The 23244-nt window shown below is 41.0% G+C and carries 22 protein-coding genes, 1 other RNA gene and 1 pseudogene; 4 read left to right on the top strand and 20 right to left on the bottom strand.

Going from position 1 to position 23244, the window contains the following annotated elements:
• Positions 1–13: 13 nt before the first annotated feature.
• On the top strand, positions 14–1120 hold the full coding sequence (locus BLT18_RS01810; RefSeq protein WP_091270632.1) for a GerAB/ArcD/ProY family transporter: 1107 nt from the start codon (positions 14–16) through the stop codon (positions 1118–1120).
• Positions 1121–1144: 24 nt separating this feature from the next.
• On the opposite strand, the gene BLT18_RS01805 is transcribed toward BLT18_RS01810, so the two are convergent.
• The 3 genes from BLT18_RS01805 to BLT18_RS01795 all read right to left on the bottom strand — a co-directional run bounded on the left by BLT18_RS01805 (position 1145) and on the right by BLT18_RS01795 (position 2902).
• Positions 1145–2158 carry a DUF3231 family protein gene (locus BLT18_RS01805; RefSeq protein ID WP_091270629.1) on the bottom strand — a complete coding sequence of 338 codons (1014 nt, stop codon included), beginning with the start codon at positions 2156–2158 and terminating at the stop codon, positions 1145–1147.
• A 73-nt stretch (positions 2159–2231) separates the two neighbouring features.
• Complete coding sequence (locus BLT18_RS01800; protein ID WP_245705142.1) at positions 2232–2669, bottom strand: hypothetical protein; 438 nt, start codon at positions 2667–2669, stop codon at positions 2232–2234.
• A gap of 53 nt (positions 2670–2722) precedes the next feature.
• Positions 2723–2902 (bottom strand): hypothetical protein, encoded by a 180-nt coding sequence (locus BLT18_RS01795; protein WP_091270625.1) that lies wholly within the window; start codon positions 2900–2902, stop codon positions 2723–2725.
• 203 nt (positions 2903–3105) lie between these two features.
• Between BLT18_RS01795 and BLT18_RS01790 the strand changes: the two genes are divergently transcribed.
• On the top strand, positions 3106–3702 hold the full coding sequence (locus BLT18_RS01790) for a polysaccharide deacetylase family protein (protein WP_091270624.1): 597 nt from the start codon (positions 3106–3108) through the stop codon (positions 3700–3702).
• A 34-nt stretch (positions 3703–3736) separates the two neighbouring features.
• On the opposite strand, the gene BLT18_RS01785 is transcribed toward BLT18_RS01790, so the two are convergent.
• On the bottom strand, positions 3737–4399 hold the full coding sequence (locus BLT18_RS01785; protein ID WP_091270622.1) for a haloacid dehalogenase type II: 663 nt from the start codon (positions 4397–4399) through the stop codon (positions 3737–3739).
• 262 nt (positions 4400–4661) lie between these two features.
• Between BLT18_RS01785 and BLT18_RS01780 the strand changes: the two are divergent.
• A pseudogene (locus BLT18_RS01780) lies at positions 4662–4871 on the top strand (thioredoxin family protein); the annotation flags it as partial.
• 376 nt (positions 4872–5247) lie between these two features.
• On the opposite strand, the gene BLT18_RS01775 reads toward BLT18_RS01780, so the two are convergent.
• The 5 genes from BLT18_RS01775 to BLT18_RS01755 form a co-directional block, all read right to left on the bottom strand.
• Positions 5248–5745, bottom strand: a complete 498-nt coding sequence (locus BLT18_RS01775) for a metal-dependent hydrolase (RefSeq protein ID WP_091270619.1) — start codon at positions 5743–5745, stop codon at positions 5248–5250.
• Between the two features lie 104 nt (positions 5746–5849).
• Entirely contained in the window at positions 5850–8321 is a 2472-nt protein-coding gene (gene parC / locus BLT18_RS01770; protein ID WP_091270618.1) for a DNA topoisomerase IV subunit A, read from the bottom strand.
• 2 nt (positions 8322–8323) lie between these two features.
• Positions 8324–10291 carry a DNA topoisomerase IV subunit B gene (parE, locus tag BLT18_RS01765; protein ID WP_091270616.1) on the bottom strand — a complete coding sequence of 656 codons (1968 nt, stop codon included), beginning with the start codon at positions 10289–10291 and terminating at the stop codon, positions 8324–8326.
• 289 nt (positions 10292–10580) lie between these two features.
• On the bottom strand, positions 10581–10997 hold the full coding sequence (locus tag BLT18_RS01760) for a CoA-binding protein (RefSeq protein WP_091270614.1): 417 nt from the start codon (positions 10995–10997) through the stop codon (positions 10581–10583).
• Positions 10998–11212: 215 nt separating this feature from the next.
• The gene (locus tag BLT18_RS01755) at positions 11213–12685 is read right to left on the bottom strand and encodes a carboxypeptidase M32 (protein WP_175487354.1); all 1473 of its coding nucleotides are present in this window, start codon (positions 12683–12685) and stop codon (positions 11213–11215) included.
• Between the two features lie 179 nt (positions 12686–12864).
• Between BLT18_RS01755 and BLT18_RS01750 the strand changes: the two genes are divergently transcribed.
• Positions 12865–13167 carry a HesB/YadR/YfhF family protein gene (locus BLT18_RS01750; RefSeq protein ID WP_091270612.1) on the top strand — a complete coding sequence of 101 codons (303 nt, stop codon included), beginning with the start codon at positions 12865–12867 and terminating at the stop codon, positions 13165–13167.
• 3 nt (positions 13168–13170) lie between these two features.
• Here the strand turns inward: BLT18_RS01750 and BLT18_RS01745 are convergent, their stop codons facing one another.
• The 11 genes from BLT18_RS01745 to BLT18_RS01695 form a co-directional block, all read right to left on the bottom strand.
• Positions 13171–13362 (bottom strand): hypothetical protein, encoded by a 192-nt coding sequence (locus tag BLT18_RS01745; RefSeq protein WP_091270611.1) that lies wholly within the window; start codon positions 13360–13362, stop codon positions 13171–13173.
• Positions 13363–14195: 833 nt separating this feature from the next.
• Positions 14196–14384: a hypothetical protein gene (locus tag BLT18_RS01740; protein ID WP_091270609.1), complete on the bottom strand. Its 189-nt coding sequence runs from the start codon at positions 14382–14384 to the stop codon at positions 14196–14198.
• 544 nt (positions 14385–14928) lie between these two features.
• Complete coding sequence (locus BLT18_RS01735; protein ID WP_091270606.1) at positions 14929–15201, bottom strand: hypothetical protein; 273 nt, start codon at positions 15199–15201, stop codon at positions 14929–14931.
• Positions 15202–15472: 271 nt separating this feature from the next.
• Positions 15473–16615: a THUMP domain-containing class I SAM-dependent RNA methyltransferase gene (locus BLT18_RS01730; RefSeq protein ID WP_091270605.1), complete on the bottom strand. Its 1143-nt coding sequence runs from the start codon at positions 16613–16615 to the stop codon at positions 15473–15475.
• Positions 16616–16821: 206 nt separating this feature from the next.
• An RNA gene (gene rnpB / locus BLT18_RS01725) (RNase P RNA component class B) lies at positions 16822–17218 on the bottom strand.
• 85 nt (positions 17219–17303) lie between these two features.
• Entirely contained in the window at positions 17304–17693 is a 390-nt protein-coding gene (locus tag BLT18_RS01720; RefSeq protein ID WP_091270603.1) for an RNase H family protein, read from the bottom strand.
• Positions 17694–17729: 36 nt separating this feature from the next.
• On the bottom strand, positions 17730–18533 hold the full coding sequence (locus tag BLT18_RS01715) for a nitrilase-related carbon-nitrogen hydrolase (RefSeq protein ID WP_091270601.1): 804 nt from the start codon (positions 18531–18533) through the stop codon (positions 17730–17732).
• Positions 18526–18858: a cell division regulator GpsB gene (gene gpsB, locus BLT18_RS01710; protein WP_091270600.1), complete on the bottom strand. Its 333-nt coding sequence runs from the start codon at positions 18856–18858 to the stop codon at positions 18526–18528. The genes BLT18_RS01715 and gpsB overlap by 8 nt, the downstream gene beginning before the upstream one ends.
• Positions 18859–18970: 112 nt before the next feature.
• Positions 18971–19534 (bottom strand): DUF1273 domain-containing protein, encoded by a 564-nt coding sequence (locus BLT18_RS01705; RefSeq protein ID WP_091271139.1) that lies wholly within the window; start codon positions 19532–19534, stop codon positions 18971–18973.
• Positions 19535–19690: 156 nt separating this feature from the next.
• Positions 19691–20947, bottom strand: coding sequence for a ribonuclease H-like domain-containing protein (locus tag BLT18_RS01700; protein WP_091270598.1), 1257 nt, complete (start codon positions 20945–20947; stop codon positions 19691–19693).
• On the bottom strand, positions 20937–23228 hold the full coding sequence (locus BLT18_RS01695; protein WP_091270597.1) for a DEAD/DEAH box helicase: 2292 nt from the start codon (positions 23226–23228) through the stop codon (positions 20937–20939). Before BLT18_RS01695 ends, BLT18_RS01700 begins: the two co-directional genes overlap by 11 nt.
• Positions 23229–23244: the final 16 nt, after the last annotated feature.

The raw sequence follows: 23244 nt of genomic DNA, 5'->3' as shown, positions 1-23244 counted from the left end.
GGGGGGATAAATAGTGGAAAAAGCCAACATATATGCCGGTCAATTATTCGTACTGATGTTTATTTTTGAGTTGGGCAGTGCACTATTAATCCCTCTAGGTATTGAGGCAAAGCAAGATGTTTGGCTGGCGATATTTTTTGGCATGCTCGGAGGTTTATTGTTGTTTTTTGTTCATCTGCGGCTGCATCTTTATTATCCTGACAAAACACCGCCAGAATTTGTTAAAGAGTTGTTGGGAAAGTTTTTTGGAACTGTAGTGGCCTGTATATATACGGTGTATTTTTTGTATATTGCTGCAAGGGTGCTGCGTGATTTTGGGGAAATGCTTGTTACATTTGCTTATAATGAAACACCGCTGTTTATCGTCAATGCATTATTTTTGTTAACGGTCGTTTATGGTGTATATAAAGGCATTGAAGTGATTGCTCGTACCGGTGAACTGTTATTTGTCATATTGTATGCTTTAGCTATTGCCGGATTTGTGTTGGTCGTGGTGTCGGGGTTAATTGACTTTTCCTATTTACAGCCGGTGCTTGAAGATGGATTCAAGCCCGTCCTGCAGACGGTTTTTACAGAGACGTGGTACGTACCATTTGGAGAGATTATCGTCTTTACGATGATTTATCCCTATGTCAAAAACAAAAAAGCGATGAAAAAAGCTGGTATTATAGCTATCCTATTGAGCGGCGTTAATTTAATAGTAACGATGAGCATTAACATTGCTGTCTTAGGCGTGGAGTTAACAGCACGCACACAATTTCCGCTTTTAAATACCATTCACTCGATTCAAATTGCTGAGTTTTTAGAGCGTTTAGATGTGTTTTTTATGATTGCTTTAATTATTGGTGGTTTTATTAAAATCAGCCTTTTCTTTTATGCCGGTGTGATTAGTGTATCGGTTATATGCAACGTGAAAAACAAATCCAAACTTGTGTATCCAATCGGAATCGTTGTGTTATTTATCTCGTTAACACAAGCGAGCAGTTATGCTGAACATATGTATGAAGGGATTACGATAGTGCCGCTGTATATGCATCTGCCTCTTCAAGTCATCGTTCCTGTTTTTCTATTAATCGTTGCTTTTATAAAAAACCGCCATAAAAAAGAGCAGTCCTTATAAAATAGACTGCTCTTCGGTGTGGCTTTATTCTTTTTTTCTCGCAAGCATTTCTCTGTCTTTTGTTCCGGGAGGCTGTTCGAGCCAATGGTGTTTGATCATAATATCAACTCCGCTTTTGGCGTACTGGCCAATTTCTAGAGACAAACGCTCGTAGTTAACAGCTAAGTCAGTGCGTTGACTGGCAGCAGCGGCTGTCGCATAGTTTCCGGTGCCGGCTGAGTTAAGAAGCGACATATGAAACATAATTAATTTGTCTGAAAATGTATGTGTTGTTGAATCACTGACGCTTAAATCGGGCAGACGGGGGGCGGCAATATCATTTTCAAGCAGAATGTCGGTGAAAATTTTGATATGTTTGTTGGAAATACCTTTTCCGCGTAAGAGAAAATCTTGAATTTCTTTAGACTGTGATGTTTGTGCAAAAGCCATGCTAAGCTTTAAACCGACAGTATTGGTAATAATATTCGTATATAAATGGGATATTTCTATCGCATTGAGCGGTCGTTTCTGCTTCAAAGGGTTTAGTCCGCTGTAATAATCTTTGCTTTCAATATAGTCTGTTTCTTGCGGTATTTCAATAAATGGATGTGTTGCGTGCAGTTCTTTATTTTCCGCTATTTCAGTGGTTTCATTAAATAAATTGTTCGTTTTTACTAATGCCTCACTAAATAATCCCCGAATATTATTTCGTTTACTCATCGCAACAAAACCGCTGTAGGTAATCATACCGACTTTGGCCATATGGTTAATGTATGTTAAACAAAAAGCATCGGAAAACAGCCATGGCGCATGCAAATTTACATCTTCCGCTTGAAAGCCGACCGGTTTTGCCCAGTTTGCTGTTTCAAAAATATCTGCCAAAACATCCAGGTGATGCTGTGATATGTCATAAGCATGTTTTACCGCTTCAACAACATCTTCGTCTTCGAGGTGTTCTAACATAAATGCCAATATGCATTTCGACATGCTGTCATTCATATACATCGTCCACAAACAGCCAATTTCAGCTGATGTTAAACAATTTTTATTATCATACATAAACAAAGCCTCCTATGATAATGAGATGTACATCGCTGCAATAAAATAGCAAGGAGTCATAAAACCGATTTGACTAAGTATATCCTCGTAACAAGATTTTTCTGATCAACGCGCCGACGCCTAAACCAACGGGGACCGATAACATAGGGAGCCATATAGGTCCGAATTTGATTCCAAATATTGTAAATACAGGGGAGAAAATTAAGCCTACTGTTACAAAATAGGCAGTAAAGGCGAGAGGCAAGTATGCAAATGGCTTTTCTCCGCCTCCAGCATCTTTATATGCATCCCAAATAGCAAAAAAATACAAACAAGGATAAAACATCAGCCATTGATAATTCGTGTGCTGGATTGCTTCTTGAATCTGCCCGTGAAAGCTTAAAACAATGACCTGATTAAAATTACCCATAACATTTACTAGAAACTCTAAAAAAATTAATACAATACCTTTAATATATTTGCCGTTTAGCAAATGACCAAATCCAGGCAGGGCAATACTCCATAGCAGCATTTCTAGCTTCTTACTACGTGTGTGGTAGTTGGCTTTACTCATTATAAAAGCCGTTACCAATCAGCAAGGATAACAGGATGATTTGCTGCTATTAGTGGTTTAATCTGGCTGTTATTCCCGCCTGTTACCTGGATGTTGTTTACAGATAGAAAAGCAAGCGGTGTTGGCCAGCGATTGTCAAAGTAAGCCCGTAAGGAATAGCCTGTTTGTATAAGCGGTGTGATTGGTCTCATTTACCATTTTCCTCCTCATCTGCTAAAGCACGTCGGTTTTAGTTTGCCGGAAACAAATAAGCTTTATGCAAACTGAAAAGCAAAGCTGCGTGCCATTTATTTTGTCGGTAAGAATGTATTTGATATAATACGAAGGAAAAAGATATTAATGAAAAGTGAGTGTATATGTTATGCCGCATCCATGAGTAATATCCAAACAGGTCGTGTACGACCTAAGGGACAAGCGCTGGTTACAAAATATACGTAAAAAAAACAATTCTCATCACACCGTTGTCTTGACATTTGATGATGGCCCAAGCCGTCATCTTGAAAAGCTGTTAGATGTTTTATATGAAAAGCAAGTACGAGCTGTTTTTTTCTGGAATACGCGTCTTTTGCATAAGCACAGGCCGTGGAAGAGGGTGCTCGAAGAAGGACATATCATTGGCTCTCACGCGCACCGCCACAAAAATTTAGCGGCTCTTACAAAAAAAGAACAATACAAACAAATTAAAACGAGTGTAAAGTTGATAGAAGAGGTGACAGGGACACCGGTCTCTTTTTTTCGGCCGCCATTTGGCCAATACAATGAAAAGACAATGGAGGTATTGCGGGAGTTGAACATAAAACCGGTAATGTGGGAAGTGACATCTTATGATTGGGAATATAAATCAGTACCAAAACAGATAATTCCAAACGTCACCAATCATATTCAAGATGGTTCGATTATTCTTTTGCATGAATTAGAACAAACAGCTGCCATTTTGCCATCGTTGATCGATGAGATTCGACATCAAGGCTATTCGTTTGATGTACTATAAAAAGAAGCAGGGAAGACGCGCCCCCTGTTTCTTTTTAGTTGTCTGCCAGTGGAGTTAAACTTTTATATGTGGCATCTGGAGGTAGCTGCAAGCCTTCTACAGGCTGGGAATTTCGGTTAATCCAAATCGTTGTAAAACCGAATGCTTTTGCTCCGCTAACGTCCCAGCCATTACTGGAAACAAAATAAATTTGGTCGCGCCTTGTCTTCGTGTAGTCTAAAATGAGTTGATACGAAGCGGGGGACGGCTTATACTGCTTCACGTCATCCACACTTAAGATGTGGCTCATATAAGAAGCAATGTCGCCGTTGTGTAAAAGAGCATGTAACATGTTTTTTGTTCCATTGCTGAAAACAAGCAATGAATGTTGTTGGTCATACAATTCCTTTAACACGTCGCGGGTTTCTGAAAACAGCTGAAGAGACTGATATGCCTTCATAAGCGCCTCTTCATCAGCTTGCTGCAATGTTTGGTCAAAGAACGCTGCAGCATACCGTAAAGCATCCCGAGTCACTTTAGAAAATGGCTGGTATTTTCCCATTGCTTGGCGCAAAAACGTATATTGTATTTGTTTGTCACGCCACACAGCAGCAAGCTGCTCTCCGTAACCAGGAAATAAACGATTGCAGTCAGAAGCGGTGGAATGGACGTCAAATAATGTTCCGTACACATCGAAAACAAACACTTTATTATTCAAATCAACACATCCGCCTTTCTAAGTAACAGATTTTTGTAAGTTTTCTCGTTTAGTCCTTGTATTTCCTGTACAAGCTTTTAAAAAACATGTAAAAAAAGATGAATAACATTGTTCACAACGGGTAAATGTTAAATAAGATCGCAAAATAGGAGGGGTATTGATGCTTAAAGAATTAAATGAACAAGATTACAACAGTGTTGTTGAAAATGCTGAAGAACCTATTATCTTGAAATTTACCGCGGACTGGTGACCAGGGTGCAAACAACTGGATCCAGTTGTAAGTGAAGTGTCCGAACAATTGTCTGGACAAGCCAGCTTTTACAGTGTAGATGTCGACAATTCGCCTGATTTAGCACAGAAGTTTGGTGTAATGAGCATACCAACGATGGTATTAATTAAAAAAGGCGAAGAAGTCGATCGTCTCAATGGCGCTGTACCTGAAGCAGCTGTGAAAGATTTTGCTTCTCAATAACTATTCATTTAATGATAGTAGTCCTGAGGAAACTCAGGGCTATTTTTTAATGACTAATGTTTCTGCAAAAAAACTGTTATCAATAAAAAAACGAAATATGTGATGAAACCAAAATGGGAGATGTGTATATGAACGAAGAAGTCAGCAATGCAGGGGAGCGAAGAATAACAGGGAATGAATGTTTTTGTTTTTTTAGTTTACATAATATATATTATCGGAAGTTATAGGAAAGGAGAATTTTGTTGTATCAAAACTGGAGTAAACTCAATGTAATGAGACGGAATAAAATTTTTGAGCTATAGCCTTTAATAATGGCCTTAATAATGAATGAAAATTTGACAGCAGCTAATAGCTGCTGTTGTTTTGTGCGAATGATTCACGTCAAATGTGTACCATAATAAACAATCCACAAAATCATGAGCAAATTAATAACTCCTTCGCCCATAATGGATCCTGTTTTGGCTGTTAATGGTGCCTTGATGTTTACCGTAATTGGATAAAATAGCGCCACTCCCCGCGGAGTCAGCATATCAAGCAGCAAATGACTGGCGGCTCCGATGGTTATGCCGTACTGTATAGGTGTTCCCCAGCTTTGTTCAATCATTCCAAGGGAAAGAAAAAGTACTGCTATAAATAAAAAACTGTGTGTAACAGTGCGATGTCCAAAAATGGAATGAATAATTCTAGACAGAAGTCTCAGCCTCCTGCCAATCCAAGAAAAAGGATGACATATATCCGGGAGCAGCCCGCCTATGACACCACTTGCTATAAAAGTGATGCCATATAAACTGTCCGGTGAAAAAGGCATGGAGATAAAACTGTAACCCGCTGCCCCAGCTGCTACCCCTCCAATGACATGTGTTCCTGCTTTCATAACGTAATCCCTTTCTATTCTATATCCTGGTTTGTTCCTTTTATCTTTATCTTATCGATGGATGTAATAATTAATTTTAGTTTACATAATACATTTATGTGCAATTAAGAAGATGTTGATGTGTTATTCCCTGTCAGATTCTGATAGTCAATCTCTTTCCATATGTCAGTAACGGCCCCATTGGTTTTGGTGTCAACAACAAATGATCCGTTGCTGTAACGGTCACTTCGTTTTAAATCTGCAGGTTTTTCCGGAAACATGCTGCCTTGTTCCGTTTGCATGATTAACGTATCTGCTGCATTATTTTGCAGTAATGTCAGCCCGTGAATGTGATGCGGGTTTGATTTTACTTCTCTTATCATGACCAAACCACGCTTTGCCCGAGTGGATGGCTCAAACTCTGTTACAGGCATTTTTTTCATGGCTCCGCGCTGAGTGACAATGATAATATCAGTGTTTTTGCTGTTGGTTTCAGCAAACGTTACTCCATTGACGACCGTGTCTTCTTCTTTCAAATTAATCCCTTTCACGCCGGCCGCTCGTTGTCCGACAGGTGATACTTCTGCTTCGTGAAAGCGTAACCCATATCCTTTATTGGTACCAATAAATATTTCATTTTCTCCGTTTGTCACGTCAACGTTAACGACTTCATCCTGCTCTTTTACTTTAACAGCAACAAGTGCACGCGAATAACGCTGTGCTTGATATGCTGATAACAGCGTCTTTTTAATCATGCCATTTTTCGTAAAGAATATAACATAGTAATCATCGGAGAATGCCGTCACAGGAATGGCTTGAACAAGCGCATCATCCATATCGAGCTGAACGATATTACTAATATGCTGTCCGTTATCTTTCCAGCGAATATCCGGCAGTTCATGAACAGGTATAAACATATAATATCCCTTTTTCGTAAATAATAAGAGTGTGTTAGTTGTGTTTAACTCCTGTGAAAAAAGCAAATGGTCCGTTTCTTTCATACCTGGCGGATCTTCATTGGAGGCAGAATACGAGCGCGGGCTCGTTCTCTTGACGTATCCCTCTTTTGTCACTGTAACGATAACATCTTCTGAAGGAACCATGACTTCAAGGTCAATTTTTAACTCTTCAATTTCTTCTTCGATAACTGTTCGACGCTCATCGTTGTATGTCTTTTTTACATTTTTCAGCTGCTTTTTTATGACTGAAAGTAATTTTTTTTCACTTGATAAAATACCTTCAAGCCGTTTAATCTCCGCTTGCAGCTCCTCCGCTTCTTTTTCAAGCGTTGTAACGTCGGTATTGGTTAAACGGTAGAGCTGTAACGTTACAATGGCTTCTGCTTGTGCTTCGGTAAATCGAAACTGCTCCATGAGACGGTGCTTGGCATCTTTTTTATCTTTAGACGCACGAATGGTTGCAATTACCTCATCTAAAATCGATATCGCTTTGATAAGCCCCTCGACAATATGCTGTCTGTCTTTGGCTTTTGCTAATTCGTACTGTGACCGGTTGGTAATCACTTCTTTTTGGTGTTCAATGTATGCTTGTAAAAGCTGTTTCAGCCCCAATAATTTCGGGGTTTTATGGAATATCGCTACCATATTAAAATTATAGGATACTTGTAAATCAGTGGTTTTATACAAGTAACGCAGGATTCCGTCTGGGTCAGCATCTTTTTTTAATTCGACGACAATGCGCAGGCCGGTTCGGTCGGTATCATCACGAACTTCAGCAATGCCATCAATTTTTTTATCAAAACGAATCTCGTCCATTTTTTTCACAAGGTTCGCTTTCACAACGTCATATGGAATTTCTGTGATCACAATCTGTTTTCGCCCGCCTCTTACCTCTTCAATGTCTGCTTTGGCCCGAACGACAACTTTTCCTTTCCCGGTTTCATAGGCTGTTTTGATACCGTCTTTTCCTTGAATAATGCCTCCTGTTGGAAAATCAGGCCCTTTGAGCACCGTCATTAAATCGTCAACGGTACAGTGAGGGTTATCCATTTCCATCAACACAGCATCAATGACTTCGCCAAGCTGGTGCGGCGGAATATCTGTTGCATATCCAGATGAAATCCCGGTAGAGCCATTTACTAATAAATTTGGAAACATCGCAGGCAAAACGACTGGCTCTTCGATGGAGTCATCAAAGTTTGGAATATGTTCTACCGTATTTTTATCAATGTCTCGTAATAATTCTCTAGAAATGGGAGAAAGTCTTGCTTCGGTGTAACGCATGGCAGCCGGCGGATCACCGTCAATGGACCCGTTATTGCCGTGCATCTCCACAAGGACGTTTCTTCCTTTCCAATCCTGGCTCATCCGCACCATGGCCTCATAGACGGATGAGTCACCGTGTGGATGGTAGTTACCAATAACGTTACCGACAGTTTTTGCCGCTTTTCGAAATGGTTTATCTGCTGTATTGCCATCTTGAAACATGGCATACAGGATGCGGCGCTGCACGGGCTTCAGACCGTCCCTTGCATCTGGAAGCGCCCGTTCTTGGATGATGTATTTACTATAACGGCCAAATCGGTCGCCAAGTACGTCTTCTAGTGGTAAATCTAAATATTTTTCAGCTTCTGCCACGTTTACTCCTCCTCGGCAATATGAAGGTTTTCATTTTCTAGTATATTGGTTTCTTCTTCTAAACCAAATGCTACGTGTGATTCAATCCATTTTCTGCGCGGCTCCACCTTATCGCCCATTAACGTTGTTACCCGCTTATCTGCCCGGGTAATATCATCGATGGTCACACGGACCAATGTGCGCGTTTCTGGGTTCATCGTCGTTTCCCATAACTGAGTCGCATCCATTTCGCCAAGACCTTTATAGCGTTGAATCGTATATCCTTTTCCTACTTTTTTGATGGCTTCTTGCAGTCCTTCTTCGTCCCATGCATATTCAATCTTTTGTTTTGTTCCGCTGCCTTTTTCGACTTTATAAAGAGGCGGAAGCGCAATATATACTTTGCCTGCTTCGACAAGGCCGCGCATATACCGGTAAAAAAACGTCAACAGCAGCACTTGAATATGAGCGCCATCTGTATCAGCATCCGTCATAATAACCACTTTGTCATAGTTTCTGTCCTCTATGTCAAAGTCTGTTCCAACGCCTGCGCCAAGTGAATAAATAATGGTTCGGATTTCTTCGTTTTTCATAATATCATCAAGCTTTGCTTTTTCTGTGTTGATGACTTTTCCACGCAGCGGAAGCACAGCTTGAAATTTACGATCCCGGCCTTGTTTGGCAGAACCTCCAGCGGAATCTCCCTCCACGAGATACAATTCATTTCGTTCTGGATTTTTCGATTGAGCTGGTGTTAATTTTCCACTCAGCAAGACATCTTTTTTACGGCTTTTCTTTCCGCTTCGTGCTTCTTCGCGTGCTTTTCTGGCTGCTTCTCTTGCTTGCTGTGCTTTAATTGCTTTTTTTATGAGCATGGAGCTGACAGCAGCATTTTCTTCAAAGAAATACGTTAATTTTTCTGATACAACCTGGTCGACTGCTGAGCGTGCTTCCGTTGTACCAAGTTTTCCTTTGGTTTGTCCTTCAAATTGCAGCATATTCTCCGGCACCTTGATAGAAATAACAGCGGTAAAACCTTCACGTATGTCAGAACCATCGAGATTCTTGTCTTTTTCTTTTAAAAAGTTCATTTTTCTTGCATACTCGTTTACCGCTCTTGTCATGGCTGTTTTTGCACCTGATTCATGGGTGCCGCCATCTCTTGTACGAACGTTATTAACAAACGAAAGGACATTTTCGGTGTAGGCATCGTTAAATTGAAAGGCCAACTCAACATCAATGTCTTGATTGCTCCCTTCAAAGTAAACGACAGGATGAAGAACTTCTTTGTCTTCATTTAAATATTCAACAAATGCTTGGATGCCGGTTTCATATGCAAAAGTTTCCGTCACTTTTTCAGCCTGCCGCTCATCAGTAAGACGGATTTGTACTCCTTTTAGAAGAAAGGCAGCTTCACGCAGTCGTTCCGAAAGTGTTTCATATTGATACGTTATAGTGCTGAAGATAGCAGGATCTGGCTTGAACCGAATCGCAGTTCCTGTCTTTTTTGTTTTGCCTTGTTTCTTCAACGGTGTCACTGGTTCGCCGCCATTAGCAAATTTTTGCTGATAAGTATGTCCGTCTCGATGGATGGTGACAGTCAGCCATTCGGAAAGAGCATTCACGACAGACGCGCCGACACCGTGCAAGCCGCCGCTTGTAGCATACCCTCCTTGGCCGAATTTGCCGCCGGCATGCAAAACCGTAAATATGACTTCTGGTGTAGATCGGCCGGTGCGATGGGTGCCAGTTGGAATTCCCCTGCCCTCGTCCGAAACCGTTACACTGTTATCTTTATGCAGGGTCACATCAATGGTATTTCCAAAACCTGCGAGCGCTTCATCCACCGAATTATCCAGTATTTCAAACACTAAGTGATGAAGACCGCGGGCATCGGTACTCCCTATATACATACCAGGTCTTTTACGAACGGCGTCGAGCCCTTCTAACACCTGAATAGCATCATCGTTATATTCAAAAGCTTGTTTCAATGGTTAGTTCTCCTTTCTAAAAAAAGCAAAACCTGTAATCTACACTATAACATACCATAAATAGAACGTATGTTTCACCATGTGTTTTGTTATTTATTATGTATTTTATTGTAAGCATATACAAAAGCAACATATGACATGTATTTGAATAAAGAAAACTTGGCCAGTGCTTTGGTTAGTACAAGAGCAAACACAACTACTTGGAAAGTCAGCAAGACTTCCCTGACGTATACAGTCGTAAGGGCTGAAAAAGACGCCTATTTGATACAAACAGGCGTCAATAATCAGGTTACTGTAATTTTTCACGTTCGACTTTAATACATTTATCCATGACTACTGTTAAGCCAGCTTCTTTGGCGATATGATAGGCTTCTTCATTTTCTAAGTCGAGCTGTGTCCAAAAAACATCAGCGTCCGTTTTTGCTGCTTCTTCAGCAATAGCAGGCAAATGCTCTTGGCGGCGGAAAACATTAATGATATCCACCTCTTCATCGATGTCGAGCAATGAAGAAACTGCCTTTTCCCCTAATACTTCATCTGCTTTCGGGTTAACTGGAATGATTTTATAGCCGAAATTCTGCATGACTTTACTCACTTGATAAGATGTGCGGGAAGGGTTCTCTGACAATCCGACGACCGCAATGGTCTGGCTTTCTTTTAATATGTGTTCAATTTCTTTCGCTGTTGGGTATTCTAATGTGCTCATGCATAGTCCTCCTTTTGTAGATAATGTTTTACACGAGTCTGGCATGTCATTAAGTATCGATATTGTGTCTGTATTTCAAAAACTTCCTCTTATCTCGGGATGTTAAACATACTATCTACTAGTTTTTCTGGCTCTTGTCCTCTTGTTCCTGCTTACAGTCATTGTTTTTTAAAGCAGCAGCTGAAACGTGACAGAGAGAGACGGTCTTTAGAAAATTAAGCTTTGTATAAGTTGGTGTACTTTGTTTGTAAATATGTGAGCAAATAAGTTGGATTAATTGATTCACCGGTTGCGTCTTTTAAAATGTCTTCTGGGTTTTTCATACGTCCGTATTGATGGACGTTATCACGCAGCCATGTACGAATAGGTGCTAAGTCTCCGTTTTGACAAAGTTTATCAAAGGCAGGGACATCACGAAGCATAGCCTGTTTTAATTGGGCAGCATAAATATAACCGAGTGCATAAGAAGGGAAATAGCCGAATGCACCAGAGGGCCAGTGCACGTCTTGGAGTACACCTTGGCTGTTGTCAGGTGGTGTAATCCCAAGATATGCTTCCACTTTTTCCTTCCATGCATACGGTAAATCTTTGACAGCAAGGTCACCGGTAATGAGTGATTTTTCTAATTCATAGCGCAAAATAATATGCAGCGAATACGTCAATTCGTCGGCTTCAATTCGTATCAGCGATGGTTTTGCTTCGTTGATGGCGTGATAAAATGTTTCTAACGATACATCATCAAACTGTCCCTTCGCATATGATTTCAACAGGTCATAATTTTTTTCCCAAAAAGGAAGACTGCGCCCAACAAAATTTTCGTAAAAGAGGGATTGAGATTCGTGAATGCCCATGGATGCACCATCGGATAAAACAGTACCGTGCAAATGGCTCGATATGTTTTGCTCGTATAAGGCATGTCCGCCTTCATGAATCGTACCGAAGATGGCGGTGCGAAAGTCGTTTTCATCATACCTTGTTGTGACACGCACATCATTTGGGTTTAAACCAAGCGCAAATGGATGAACCGTTTCATCCAAGCGGCCGGCTTCAAAATCATAAGTCATTTGTTGTAAGATATCTAAGCTGAAGGCACGCTGTTTCTCTTTTGGGAATGAATGAAATAAAAAACTCGTGTCTGGCTGGTTAGACGATGACGTAACTGATTCAACTAACGGAACGAGGCCTTCTCTTAACTGCCCAAATAAGTGATCGAGCTTATCTACTGTCATGCCTGGTTCATAGTCTTCTAACAAAGCATTATACGGGTGGTTCTCATATCCCCAGTAATCGGCAAAACGGCGGTTGAAAGAGACAATTTTTTCAAGATACGGCTGAAACATCTCAAAATCATTATTATCCTTTGCTTCTTCCCATATACTTTCTGATTCAGCGGTTAATACACTGTATTCTTTAAATTCATCTTCTGGAATGTTGACCGCACGTTCATATTCTTTTTGCAATGTTTTAGCGGCTGCGACAGTAACAGGAGAAAGCGTTTCTTGCTGATGGTCAGCGAGCAGTGCATCAGTGTATGCCTTTGTTTCAGATGATGTTTTTAACTTAAAATGTTCCGTCGCTAAGTAGCCAAGTGCCTCAGAGCGCGCTTTGCTGCCCTTTTTCGGAGCGTGCGTACGAGCATCCCAATGCAAAAGACCCATGGCCTGTTCAAAAGAAGATAACTTTTTCATATGTTCGAAAAATGCGTTTTCTGTTTCTTGTATACTCACGATGATCGCTCCTTTAGTATGTAGAGTGTAAATGCCACTAGTTTCTGGAAAAAACACGGAAATTCCTGCTTTTCTGCTGTTATTTTTGAATGACAGATGCCTCTCATGTTATAACTAACAAACAGAGAGGAGAGATACAAGTGGATTTAACCATTACAAGTGAGGCAGCTCAATTGTATAAAGAAGAAATGGACTTGCGCAACGGTGACTATATACGGTTATTCGTACGAATTGGCGGAGTGGGATCCGGTGGTTTTTCGGTCGGTGTTGCACAAGAAAAGCCCGAAGCAGATGCTTATGTGCTTCAGGCAGAAGGCGTGTTGTTTTTTGTTAACCCTCAGGACCAGTGGTATCTGGATGGGATGACGATTTCTTATGATAAGAAAATTGACTATCTGTCATTTGACAACCCAAAAATCTATGATGTCACGAATCCGCGTTAATCGTTAATATGGCTGATTCTTTAAGTGGTAATCCCACGCTTGCTGCAGCTGCTGTTTCGCTTCTTCTATAGCGGACATACCAGAAGGTGGATGGTCGGGTTTGTCGTGCATGTGAAACGCTTTTTCGGCATTCCCAATTGCTTTTTCTATTTGTTTTAATGAAGAGAGTCGTTGATACTTCGGAAATGACTGCAAACCTTATTCCCCCCTTGAAGGTATTACTCTAAAATAATATCCAGTTTGAGTGGAAAATATGACTATTTCTTAAGAAATGTGTAAGCCATCGCTGAGATTACAGGTATTCTCTTTTGCGTGGCAGGCTTTGTTCAGTATATAGTACGTATTCGCCTTCGCATTTATATGATACAAATTCCATGTTTTCAAAAAATGATGCGAACACGCGAAAATGCCTATGTATGTATCTTTAGTAATAGTGCTTTTTTCTGTTATACAATGCAGTTGAACGTAAGGAAAAAAGGAAAAGGGGTGACTGTCCTCCTTTTTTCCTTGCTAATTTGCTTTACGCTTTGTTTGATATCATCACAAAGGGGCTGTATCAAAAGCCCGTAACGTAAAATACCATGGACACCATCCCTCCAGGTGATGTCCATGGTATTTTTTCCCATCATTGAAAGGCGATCAGGTGAGACGCCTGCGGGAAAAGCAAGAGCTGAAGATCCACCGACGGCGGTCTTCCGTCGGTTAGCTGAGGCCTTGCCCGCGGCAAGCGAACCTGAAGAGCCATTCATATGAGAGGGTATACGTTCATCCAAACCACAAACCTTATAGAATCGAAAAAAGGGTTGTCAAAAGGTCATTTTTCATGACCTTTTGATACAGCCCCTTTTATGCTTGAAGTCCTTTCCTATACCGTTATGCATTTGTATCTCCTCTGTCTCGTCCATATACAGAATATAAAATCATCAGCGGCTGATTTGGTTCACTTTTTTAAGTGAAGAGGGTCAAGGTTTCTTGCAGAAAAACACTTCTGGTTTGGGCTGTTGTCTGCAGTCAATATTTCCTTCCCCTTATCCTAAATACTTCATTTGTTGATCTGCATAACGTTTGGCTATTCGATAACATTCAATGGAATGACCAAATCGTCTTCGTAATTCTGACGTTTTTTCATTCAAAAGCTGCACCCATATTTTACGTTCGAAAGTATTATAGTCATGCCAAGACCTCTTTGGTTTTAGAAAAGAAAGCGTTTTCATCATAAAATATCTCCCCTTTTTATTTGGAATTTTATGAATTATAAATCAATTCTTTGTAGAGCAGGATAATCCTTCCTCTGATGAAAAACAATTTTTGGAGATAAGAATACATATTACAGTTTTCCACATATAACTTTCTATATTCCTTATTTTCCCGAGAGGTCCATATGTAAAACATACCGTTAAAAAGAGCAGGATCAGCATTGGTCTTTTCCTGCCCCATGTTTTATATGACGAATTTGTTACATGCTTTTTTAATTATGGTTCAAACTAATCGATAAGGGAGGGCTGTGCATGAGTACAAATAAAGGAAAAAAGAAAAAGAACAAAAGCAAAGAAGAGTTAAATGCCATGAAAGGCGGCAAAGAAAGACACCGCCGAAACCGATCATAATAAAAAAGGCAAGAGGGGCATTTTGTCTCTCTTGCTTTTTCCCTAATGCTAAGGGGGGATATCCACCCTTCGTTGAATCGAATCGGTCATGAAAAGAGAAGATAAATCCGCTTCAGCAGTCTAAGAGCATGAAACGGCTTTACCTTTCACTCAATCAATAACTATCATTTAAATAATCCTCAATTTCTTTTTCCATCGCACGCCATTCTGCCTTTAAACGGGCTTTAGGAATAGCAAAGTGTTTCTCATATTTACACATCTTGCAAGAACAATGCACTTTCATTTTATGTAGTCTTCCGGGTTGCCTTAAACGAATATCCATCATTTCATCTTTATCATCAAATAATTGCGTATTCTTTATGATACGACTCTTTTTGTTAATCGCTTTTTTTCTTTGATGTCGATAATAAGCACGATTTCGTTCCATTAAAACCACGTCCTCTCCTTGAGATAATTACTATCCCGCAGAGAGCCTCAAGGAGAAATAAAACGAACTCTCTACAGGATAGTATTTAGTGACGTGGTTAGAACGATAGGAATCACAATATTATTGAATTCCATATCAATAACCTCCCTCAATATATTGTATTAAACATTTAATACTGTCCTCATTGGAAAAGATAATAATCCGGCTGATACAAAAATACTCTCGGAAACCTCTAATCACAACATTTTATGTTCTTTCATCCCCTGTCGCATCAGTTTTGACGAGGCGGACGTTTTCCCCAATACTGATAATAATCCGTTTTAATATTACCGTTATATAATTTGCGCTTTTTGGTGGCTTTTTTGCCAAATAGAGACTCAAATTTTTCGTTGGACGTTAATATATAAATTGACCATGTATCAAACGGGCTCAGAACATTGCCGAGCTGCTTGTAGAGTTCTTCCACTTCCTCTTTGTCGCCAAGGCGCTCCCCATATGGCGGGTTGGAGACGAGACAGCCGTAGCTTTTGTCGGCAGTGAAATCTGTCATTTGCATCTGCTTAAAAGAAACAGCTCCATACAAACCTGCCTCCATCGCATTGTCGTTTGCTAAATCAATCATCCGATGATCAATATCAGAACCTTGAATATCGAGTGGCTGGTCATAATTGGCTTTATCTTCTGCTTCTTCTCTAGCTTGTTCCCAAATCGAATCAGACAGCCAAGACCACATTTCTGAGACAAATTCACGGTTAAAGCCTGGTGCAATGTTTTGGCCGATCAGTGCGGCTTCAATCGGAATAGTGCCGGAGCCGCAAAAGGGATCGCGGAACGGACGGTCTGGGTGCCAATTGGTCAGCTCTACCATAGCTGCAGCCAGCGTTTCCTTTAACGGAGCTTTGTTATGCAGCGGACGGTATCCACGCTTGTGCAGTCCTTCCCCAGATGTGTCGATAGACAATACAGCAGTATCTTTATGTATAGCTACTTCCGTTTTAAACAGCGGTCCTGTTTCTTCAAACCAGTCAACATGATACGTTTGTTTTAAGCGCTCTACAATCGCTTTTTTTACAATGGCTTGACAGTCAGGGACGCTGTACAGCTTTGATTTTACGGAACGGCCGCTAACGGGAAATGCTGCATTTTTAGGCAGAAAGCTTTCCCATGGGAGCGTTTTCGTTTGTTCAAACAACTCTTCAAACGAGGTAGCTTTAAATTCACCAATTTTTAGCTTTACACGGTCAGCGGTACGAAGCCATAAATTAGTGCGGGCAATCGCCGATACCGGTGCACTGAATTCTACTTTTCCGTTGTACACAGAAATACCTTCATAACCGAGTGCTTTTACTTCTTTGCCAACCAGCGCTTCTAAACCCATAGTAGCTGTGGCGATGAATGTTAAGTGATCGTTCATTTTGGAAACTCCTTTGTATACGAAATCAATCATATTGCACGAGAGCATGTAATCAGGTTTTTGATTGTAACAAATTTTTACACAGCTGCATGTCTCTGCTAGTGTATCATAAGCATACTGCTTCCTCATCTCTTTTTTCATTATGTACGTTTGAAATAAAAAAAACCCCTCATGAGGGGTTTTTCGGTTACAGAGGCATAAAACATTCTAGTAAGCCATGTTCTGTTCCATTGTGCTGCTGCGGCTGTTCGCCTTGCACGCTGGAGGCAGTCATCTATCTGCAAGAGTAATGTACTCTTGCCCTTTCCTTCCGTTTGGTTCCTTCAGAAAGGCGCCCCTACCAACATTTGGGTTTCTCGCTCGAGGGGTTTACCGCGTTCCACTTCGTTTGTTTCCAAACGAACTACGTCACTGTGGCACTTTCAGGGTAATAAGACCATATTGCATGGAAGCAACACAGGTCTGTTCCCCGCCGTCAATCTAGTATCTACATACCAGACTGCCCTGACTTATGGTTTCGTCAGGCACGAACACTACAGCCGTCTCAGGCTGTGCGAGCATGGACTTTCCTCTGCACTGAACATGCAGCGACTGCCAGGATGTTTTATGCTTCATTTTGTGACAAATGCTATTATATCGCGAATACGTTTGCTTAGCAACCCAATATACGAGAAAAATAATAGTAAGATTAGTTCTTTTGGATAGCCTTTTTTGATAATTGATCGGCTGCCCGGTTGGTACTTGATGGTATCCACTTGATAAAACAGAGATCACACGCATCGAGCAATGTGAGTATATCTTGGAGATATGGACGGAATAAAGCTTTTTTTGTATATCGTTTTTCTACCGCTTCATCGACGAGTTTGGAATCGGTACATATAGAAACCATGCTCCATTGGTTATCTTTGCACATTTGTAAAGCCATGCGAAGAGCGGCAAATTCTGCTTCGTGATTCGTCATATGACCAAGCGGAACTGCGTGATGTTCATTGTTATGACTGCCTTTGTTAACAAATATGCCAGCACCTGCTGGACCAGGATTTCCGGCACTTGCTCCATCGATGAATATTTTCAGCACCTTGATGTAACCCTCCTGCATATGACTACACTCTTATTAATCGTGGAAAGAAATAACGCCTTTCTGGTGCAATTCTTTTAAATAAGGAATTTGTTCCCGGCATTGATGGATGATGGTGTCATCATACGTACTAATCAATAACATGTCTTGATTCAAAGAAGCTTGCTGCTCGACTTCTCCATATGGTGTAATCCATTGACTGCCCCCGCATGCTCCATCACGTACTGTGTTTACGCCTGCAACAAAACATTGATTGTCTAATGCCCGGCAAGGAAGCTGTATCTCCCAGCGTCTTTTGGCTTCTAGGCTCCACACAGACGGGGAAATAATCAAATCAACTCCTTTTTGTGCCAGCTTACGGGAAGGCTCTGGAAACTCCATGTCATAGCAAATCAGCATGCCCAGTTTCCCAAACCTTGTTGCAAAGGGCTGGTAGTTTGGAGCTCCAGGTGTGAAAATATGCTGCTCTCTTCCCCACAATGTTGATTTACGGTAAAAAACAAGCTGCTGATGGTTTTCGTCAATGAAGGCACACGTAATATGCAGATGTTTCCCGTTTCTTTCTGGAAAAGAAATAACAACAGCCATATTAGTGTCATAGCTGAGTTGTCTAAAATATTGTATCGTATGGGAAGTATCACTTGCTTGTTCACTCACACCATAAAATGTTTCTTTATCCAAGCAGTATCCGCTCACGGCTAATTCAGGGAATATAATGAGACCTGCGTTTTTAGACGATGCTTCATTCATCATCTGCTTGCAGCGATTGAGATTTTTCTCTACATTTCCGTGTTCCGAATACATTTGAGCTAACGCAACATGGCAGGCTGAATTAGTCATATAACTTCTTTCCGAACACTTCCTTTTCTAAGTTTGACAGCCGTTTTAAAATATCGTAATTCGTTCCGCCTGCTGGAGCGGTTTGGTCTTGTGAAACGGGTGTTGGGTTAGCGCGTTGAGACCGTGATGCCCCTCCTGCCGCTTTCGTTGATTGTTGTGATTGTTCTAACGCTTTCTCTAACTCGTTAATTCTTTCTTCAAACGCTTCATAATCTTGAATGACAATATCTAAAAATTGATCGACTTCATCTTTGTTGTATCCTTTCATGCTGCTTTTAAAATCTTTATCTAAAATCTCTTTGGCAGACAATTGAATATTTTGCATGATAAGGCTCACCCCTGTAACAATCTATTAAAATACGATAAGGATAAAGGATAACGCATGTTTGTCACTTATTTTTTCAAAAGTTTGCGGAAAAGTCAATTTGAATCCCTGTTTATTCCATGAAGGGGTCTAGTGCTTGAGACATGTCTTCAACAGTTTCTTGCAGCTCATCTGGTGTAATCCGGTAAATAGGATAATGATGATATTTAGCTTTTCGTTCAGCTGCTTGTAAATAATAACGAGGTGTTCCCTCCTGCTCTTCAGAGTAAAGGATAAGCAGTGCATCCGTTTTGGAAATAATAAAATCATTTTTGGCCCGAAGCTGACCTGGATTATCATAGGGCTTTTTAGAAATGGCTTCTGTAAAGTCGGCCTTATTTATAATACGCTGATATGCTTCTTGTAAATGCTCCGGCCAAATATTGTCTTGTTCAAGAAAAGGAGGCAGAACAGCTAGTTTCAGTGTATCCCATGATTCTTTTAACGAAAGCACGGTTTCGGCAGCCCATTGTTCTACACCAGGCTGGCCGGAAATGACAACCCACTCCAATCCTTCTTCTAAAAAAGCAATCAGCCGTTTTTTTAACGTTTCTTTAATATACATGATTTCGTCAGCATGTGGTTTGAAAATTCCCATTTCCTGTGGTTTATAACCAGTAACAGCTAGTACTTTCAACGAATCATCCTTTTTATATTTCCATACAGAAATTCTTTTCTTTTCGACACTGTTCATTTTCGTTCCGTTTGTTTCTTTTACATATTCTGTCGTAAAACAGGATGTTTTACCTATTTTCGTTATAATATGCGCTTGCCCGGGAAATACATGCGGGCATTATTTCTGTATTTCCTGTTTATTTTGTAAGCGCTTTATTCGTTTGTTTAATTCAGGATTTTCTCTGTCTGCCAGTGTATTAGCTTTTAATGCATAATACAGCGCCTGTTCTACGTCTTTTTCCTGGTGCTCATAATATTTAGCAATTTCCACAGCAGCAGCTTTTGCTTCTTCTGTTCTGTTTTGGGATAGCACATGCTTGAAACAATCCAAGGCGTTGTGGTGTTGTTTTAGTTTTTTATACGTCTGTCCAAGTAAGAACAGACAGCTGCTGTGCCACTCTTCTGTTTCGGTATCATCTTCTAGTGCCCGCTTACAGCAAAAAACAACTTTTTCCCACTCTTTTAATTGTGCAAACCAGCGAGCAATTTCATATGTTTCCCTGGAATTTGTTCCATGGTTTAAAATCCGTTTTGATAAATTAATATAGAGCGTAATCAGCGAAAGAACATCCCATTCATTATGCTGCAGCACACCTTTGATAAGGTCAGGATGTTTTTCGTGTAAAAAATCAAAGTAAAGCATGGGTGCTAAATAACCAGGCGTATCATCTTTTCGTACCATATGCAGCATATGCTGCTCTACATTCGTAAGCTTACATGAAGACAGCCGATGTTTGAATAGGCGTCTTGAAGCATGAAGCAAATCAAAATGACCGAATGCAGGAAGTTTCGGCACTTCATTTCGAACAAATGTATGGCGTGTTTTTAACTGCGGCCAGTCGAACGCCTTTCCGTTATAAGTCACCAAGTATTTGGCAGAGGCAGTATCTTTTAAAAAGTGATGATACAGCGCAACCTCTGCATCCGGGCCTGGTAAGAAAAACTGCTGTACTTTCACGTGGGAACCGCCGACACATTGCGCACCGCCCAACAAAAAAATCATATTACCAGCGCCGCTGTTGAGTCCAGTCGTCTCTGTATCAAAAAACAGCAGATCATCTGGTTTTCGTTTTTCAGGGTGAAGCGGATGATATACATCCATATTTCCCCACTCCTGAAACACATCATGCAGCTCACCCAAGCGATAGCGGCCATGAGAGTAATCAAGCGGATAATTTATTTCTCTTTTTATAATAAATTGGTCATCAAAAAAGCAGGCAGACGCATCGATGTTCTTCCATTCCTCTTCATAAGGAATGTCTGCATGTGATGCCGGAATTTCTTCGGTCTGCTGTTTCTGTTTGGAATCATCAGAACCGGAAGAGGGGTGGCGCATATGATGTTTCATGCGATGCAATTTATTTTTAACGCTCAATCGAATGCTCCTCCTCTAATATGTTCAATAATTGAAGTGTTGCGCTTTTCGCTTCTTCGCTGCCATTTACATCGGAACCGACACATGACGGGCAGCCATGTGTACATGGACACGTTTGTACAAGGTTCTTTGCATTTTGAAGCAGGGTGAGAAAACGTTTATATACGGCAGACGACAAGCCTACCCCGCCGGGATAACGATCATATAAGAAAATCGTCGGCTGCTCTGAATGAGCCGCTTTCATTTGCGGAACGACATGCAAATCGCTTTGGTCACATAAAACGAGAACAGGTGCCACATGGCGAAGGACGTTAGCAGCACCGATTAATGCTTGTTCTAATTGGTCTTTGCCGAATGAGTGCACCGTTTCTTCCGGAAAGCTTGCCCAACACGCATTTGTGTGCAGCTCCTCTTCCGGCAGGTGAATCGGGCCGGAACCGATATTTTCAAAGGTTGTCAGTTTAATTTTTTTAAAAATAGTCGCTTTGGCATTGACCATCACATCGCCAAACCCTGTTTCAAATGAAGGGTAGTAAGACGTGTTATCTTCTTCTAGCACTTTTAATTCAACAGCCAGATTGGCATCTGTGTAATATTCAACTTGTACTTCTTGTACGTATGCTTTTCGTTCGTCCCAATCAAGCTCTTCAACTTGGTATTGAATACCTTGATGCAAGTATATCGCTTTTTCATGCAGCAGTGTCATCGCACTAAAACGGTCCATTTCCCCAATAACTTTAACATTAGCCACATCCGTTTGATCAACAATGATGACGTTCTCTTGGGAAGCAGACCGCAGGCTGATGCCGTGAGCTGGAAAACCGTCATTCATCCAGTACCATTTCCGGCCATGCCGGTGCAGTACTTGTTCTTCTGCCAGGTAGTCGAGAATATCTGCTGTTTCCACCCCATCAAACGTTTCCCCGACTCGAAAAGGCAGTTCAAAAGCAGCACATTTTATATGGTCGACTAAAATAATTAAATTATCGGGATGAATGCGAGCCGTTTCTGGGCTTTGTTCGAGAAAAAATTCCGGATGCTGTATCATGTATTGATCAACAGGTGCGGAGCTTGCGACAAGAAGGGTTAACGACTCATCCTGTCTGCGGCCGGCACGGCCAGCTTGCTGCCATGTGCTGGCCACTGACCCTGGATACCCTGTCATCACACATACTTGCAACTGGCCGATATCCACACCCAGCTCGAGAGCATTAGTACTCACAACTCCCATAACCTCCCCATCGCGCAGTCCGCGTTCAATTTCCCTCCGTTGTTTTGGCAGATATCCACCACGGTAACCTCGGATAGATTTGGGTCCAAGCTGTTTTTTTACGAGCTCTTGTAAATGACTTAAAATGATTTCTACACGAACACGGCTTTTCGCAAATACGATGGTCTGTATGTTTTCTTTTAAAAATAGAGACGCTACCTTATTTACTTCCGCGGTAGCACTTTTGCGGATATTTAACGCTTCATTGACGATAGGTGGATTGTAAAAGACAAAATGCTTTTTCCCTTGTGGCGCTCCATTATTATCAATAAGATGAAACGGTTCCCCAGTGAGTGTTTCTGCCAGCTCTTTCGGATTGGCAATTGTTGCGGACGTACAAATGAAAACCGGTGAACTGCCATAATAATGTGCAATTCGTTTCAGCCGCCTGAGGACATTTGCGACATGGCTGCCAAATACTCCCCGATACGTGTGAAGTTCGTCAATAATAATATACTGTAGATTTTCAAACAACGATATCCATTTCGTGTGATGAGGAAGTATTGCTGCATGAAGCATATCAGGGTTAGTCATGACAACGTGCCCGGCTTTGCGAATAACCTGGCGGATATTTGGAGCCGTATCACCGTCATATGTATAACTTTTAATATTGACCCCCATTTCCTCAATAAGCTCATTTATTTCACTTTTTTGGTCTTGTGCGAGTGCTTTTGTCGGAAATAAATACAGTGCCCTCGTCTGATCATTTTCCATGATAGATTGAAGAACTGGTAAATTATAAGACAACGTCTTTCCAGAAGCAGTTGGTGTGACAGAGACTGTGTGTTGCTTTTCCATGCCGCTTTTTATAAATGCTTCGTGCTGATGTGTATAAAGGGAAGGTATGCCGCGTCTTGTTAGGGCTTGTGTAATAGACGGATCCAAGGATGAAGGAAATGGCATCGTTTTTGCCGGCTTTTCCTCGATTGTATGCCAATATTCAACATGATCATTTAACGCTGGTTCTTGATGTATCCAGTCAAGTATTTGTTCAAGTGATTTTTTTTGCATATTCGTCACCTCTGTA

Source organism: Alteribacillus persepolensis (assembly GCF_900099605.1).
GTDB lineage: Bacteria > Bacillota > Bacilli > Bacillales > Marinococcaceae > Alteribacillus > Alteribacillus persepolensis.
The sequence above is the reverse complement of the archived record's forward strand: the minus strand, read 5'-3'. Positions and strand labels throughout refer to the sequence as shown.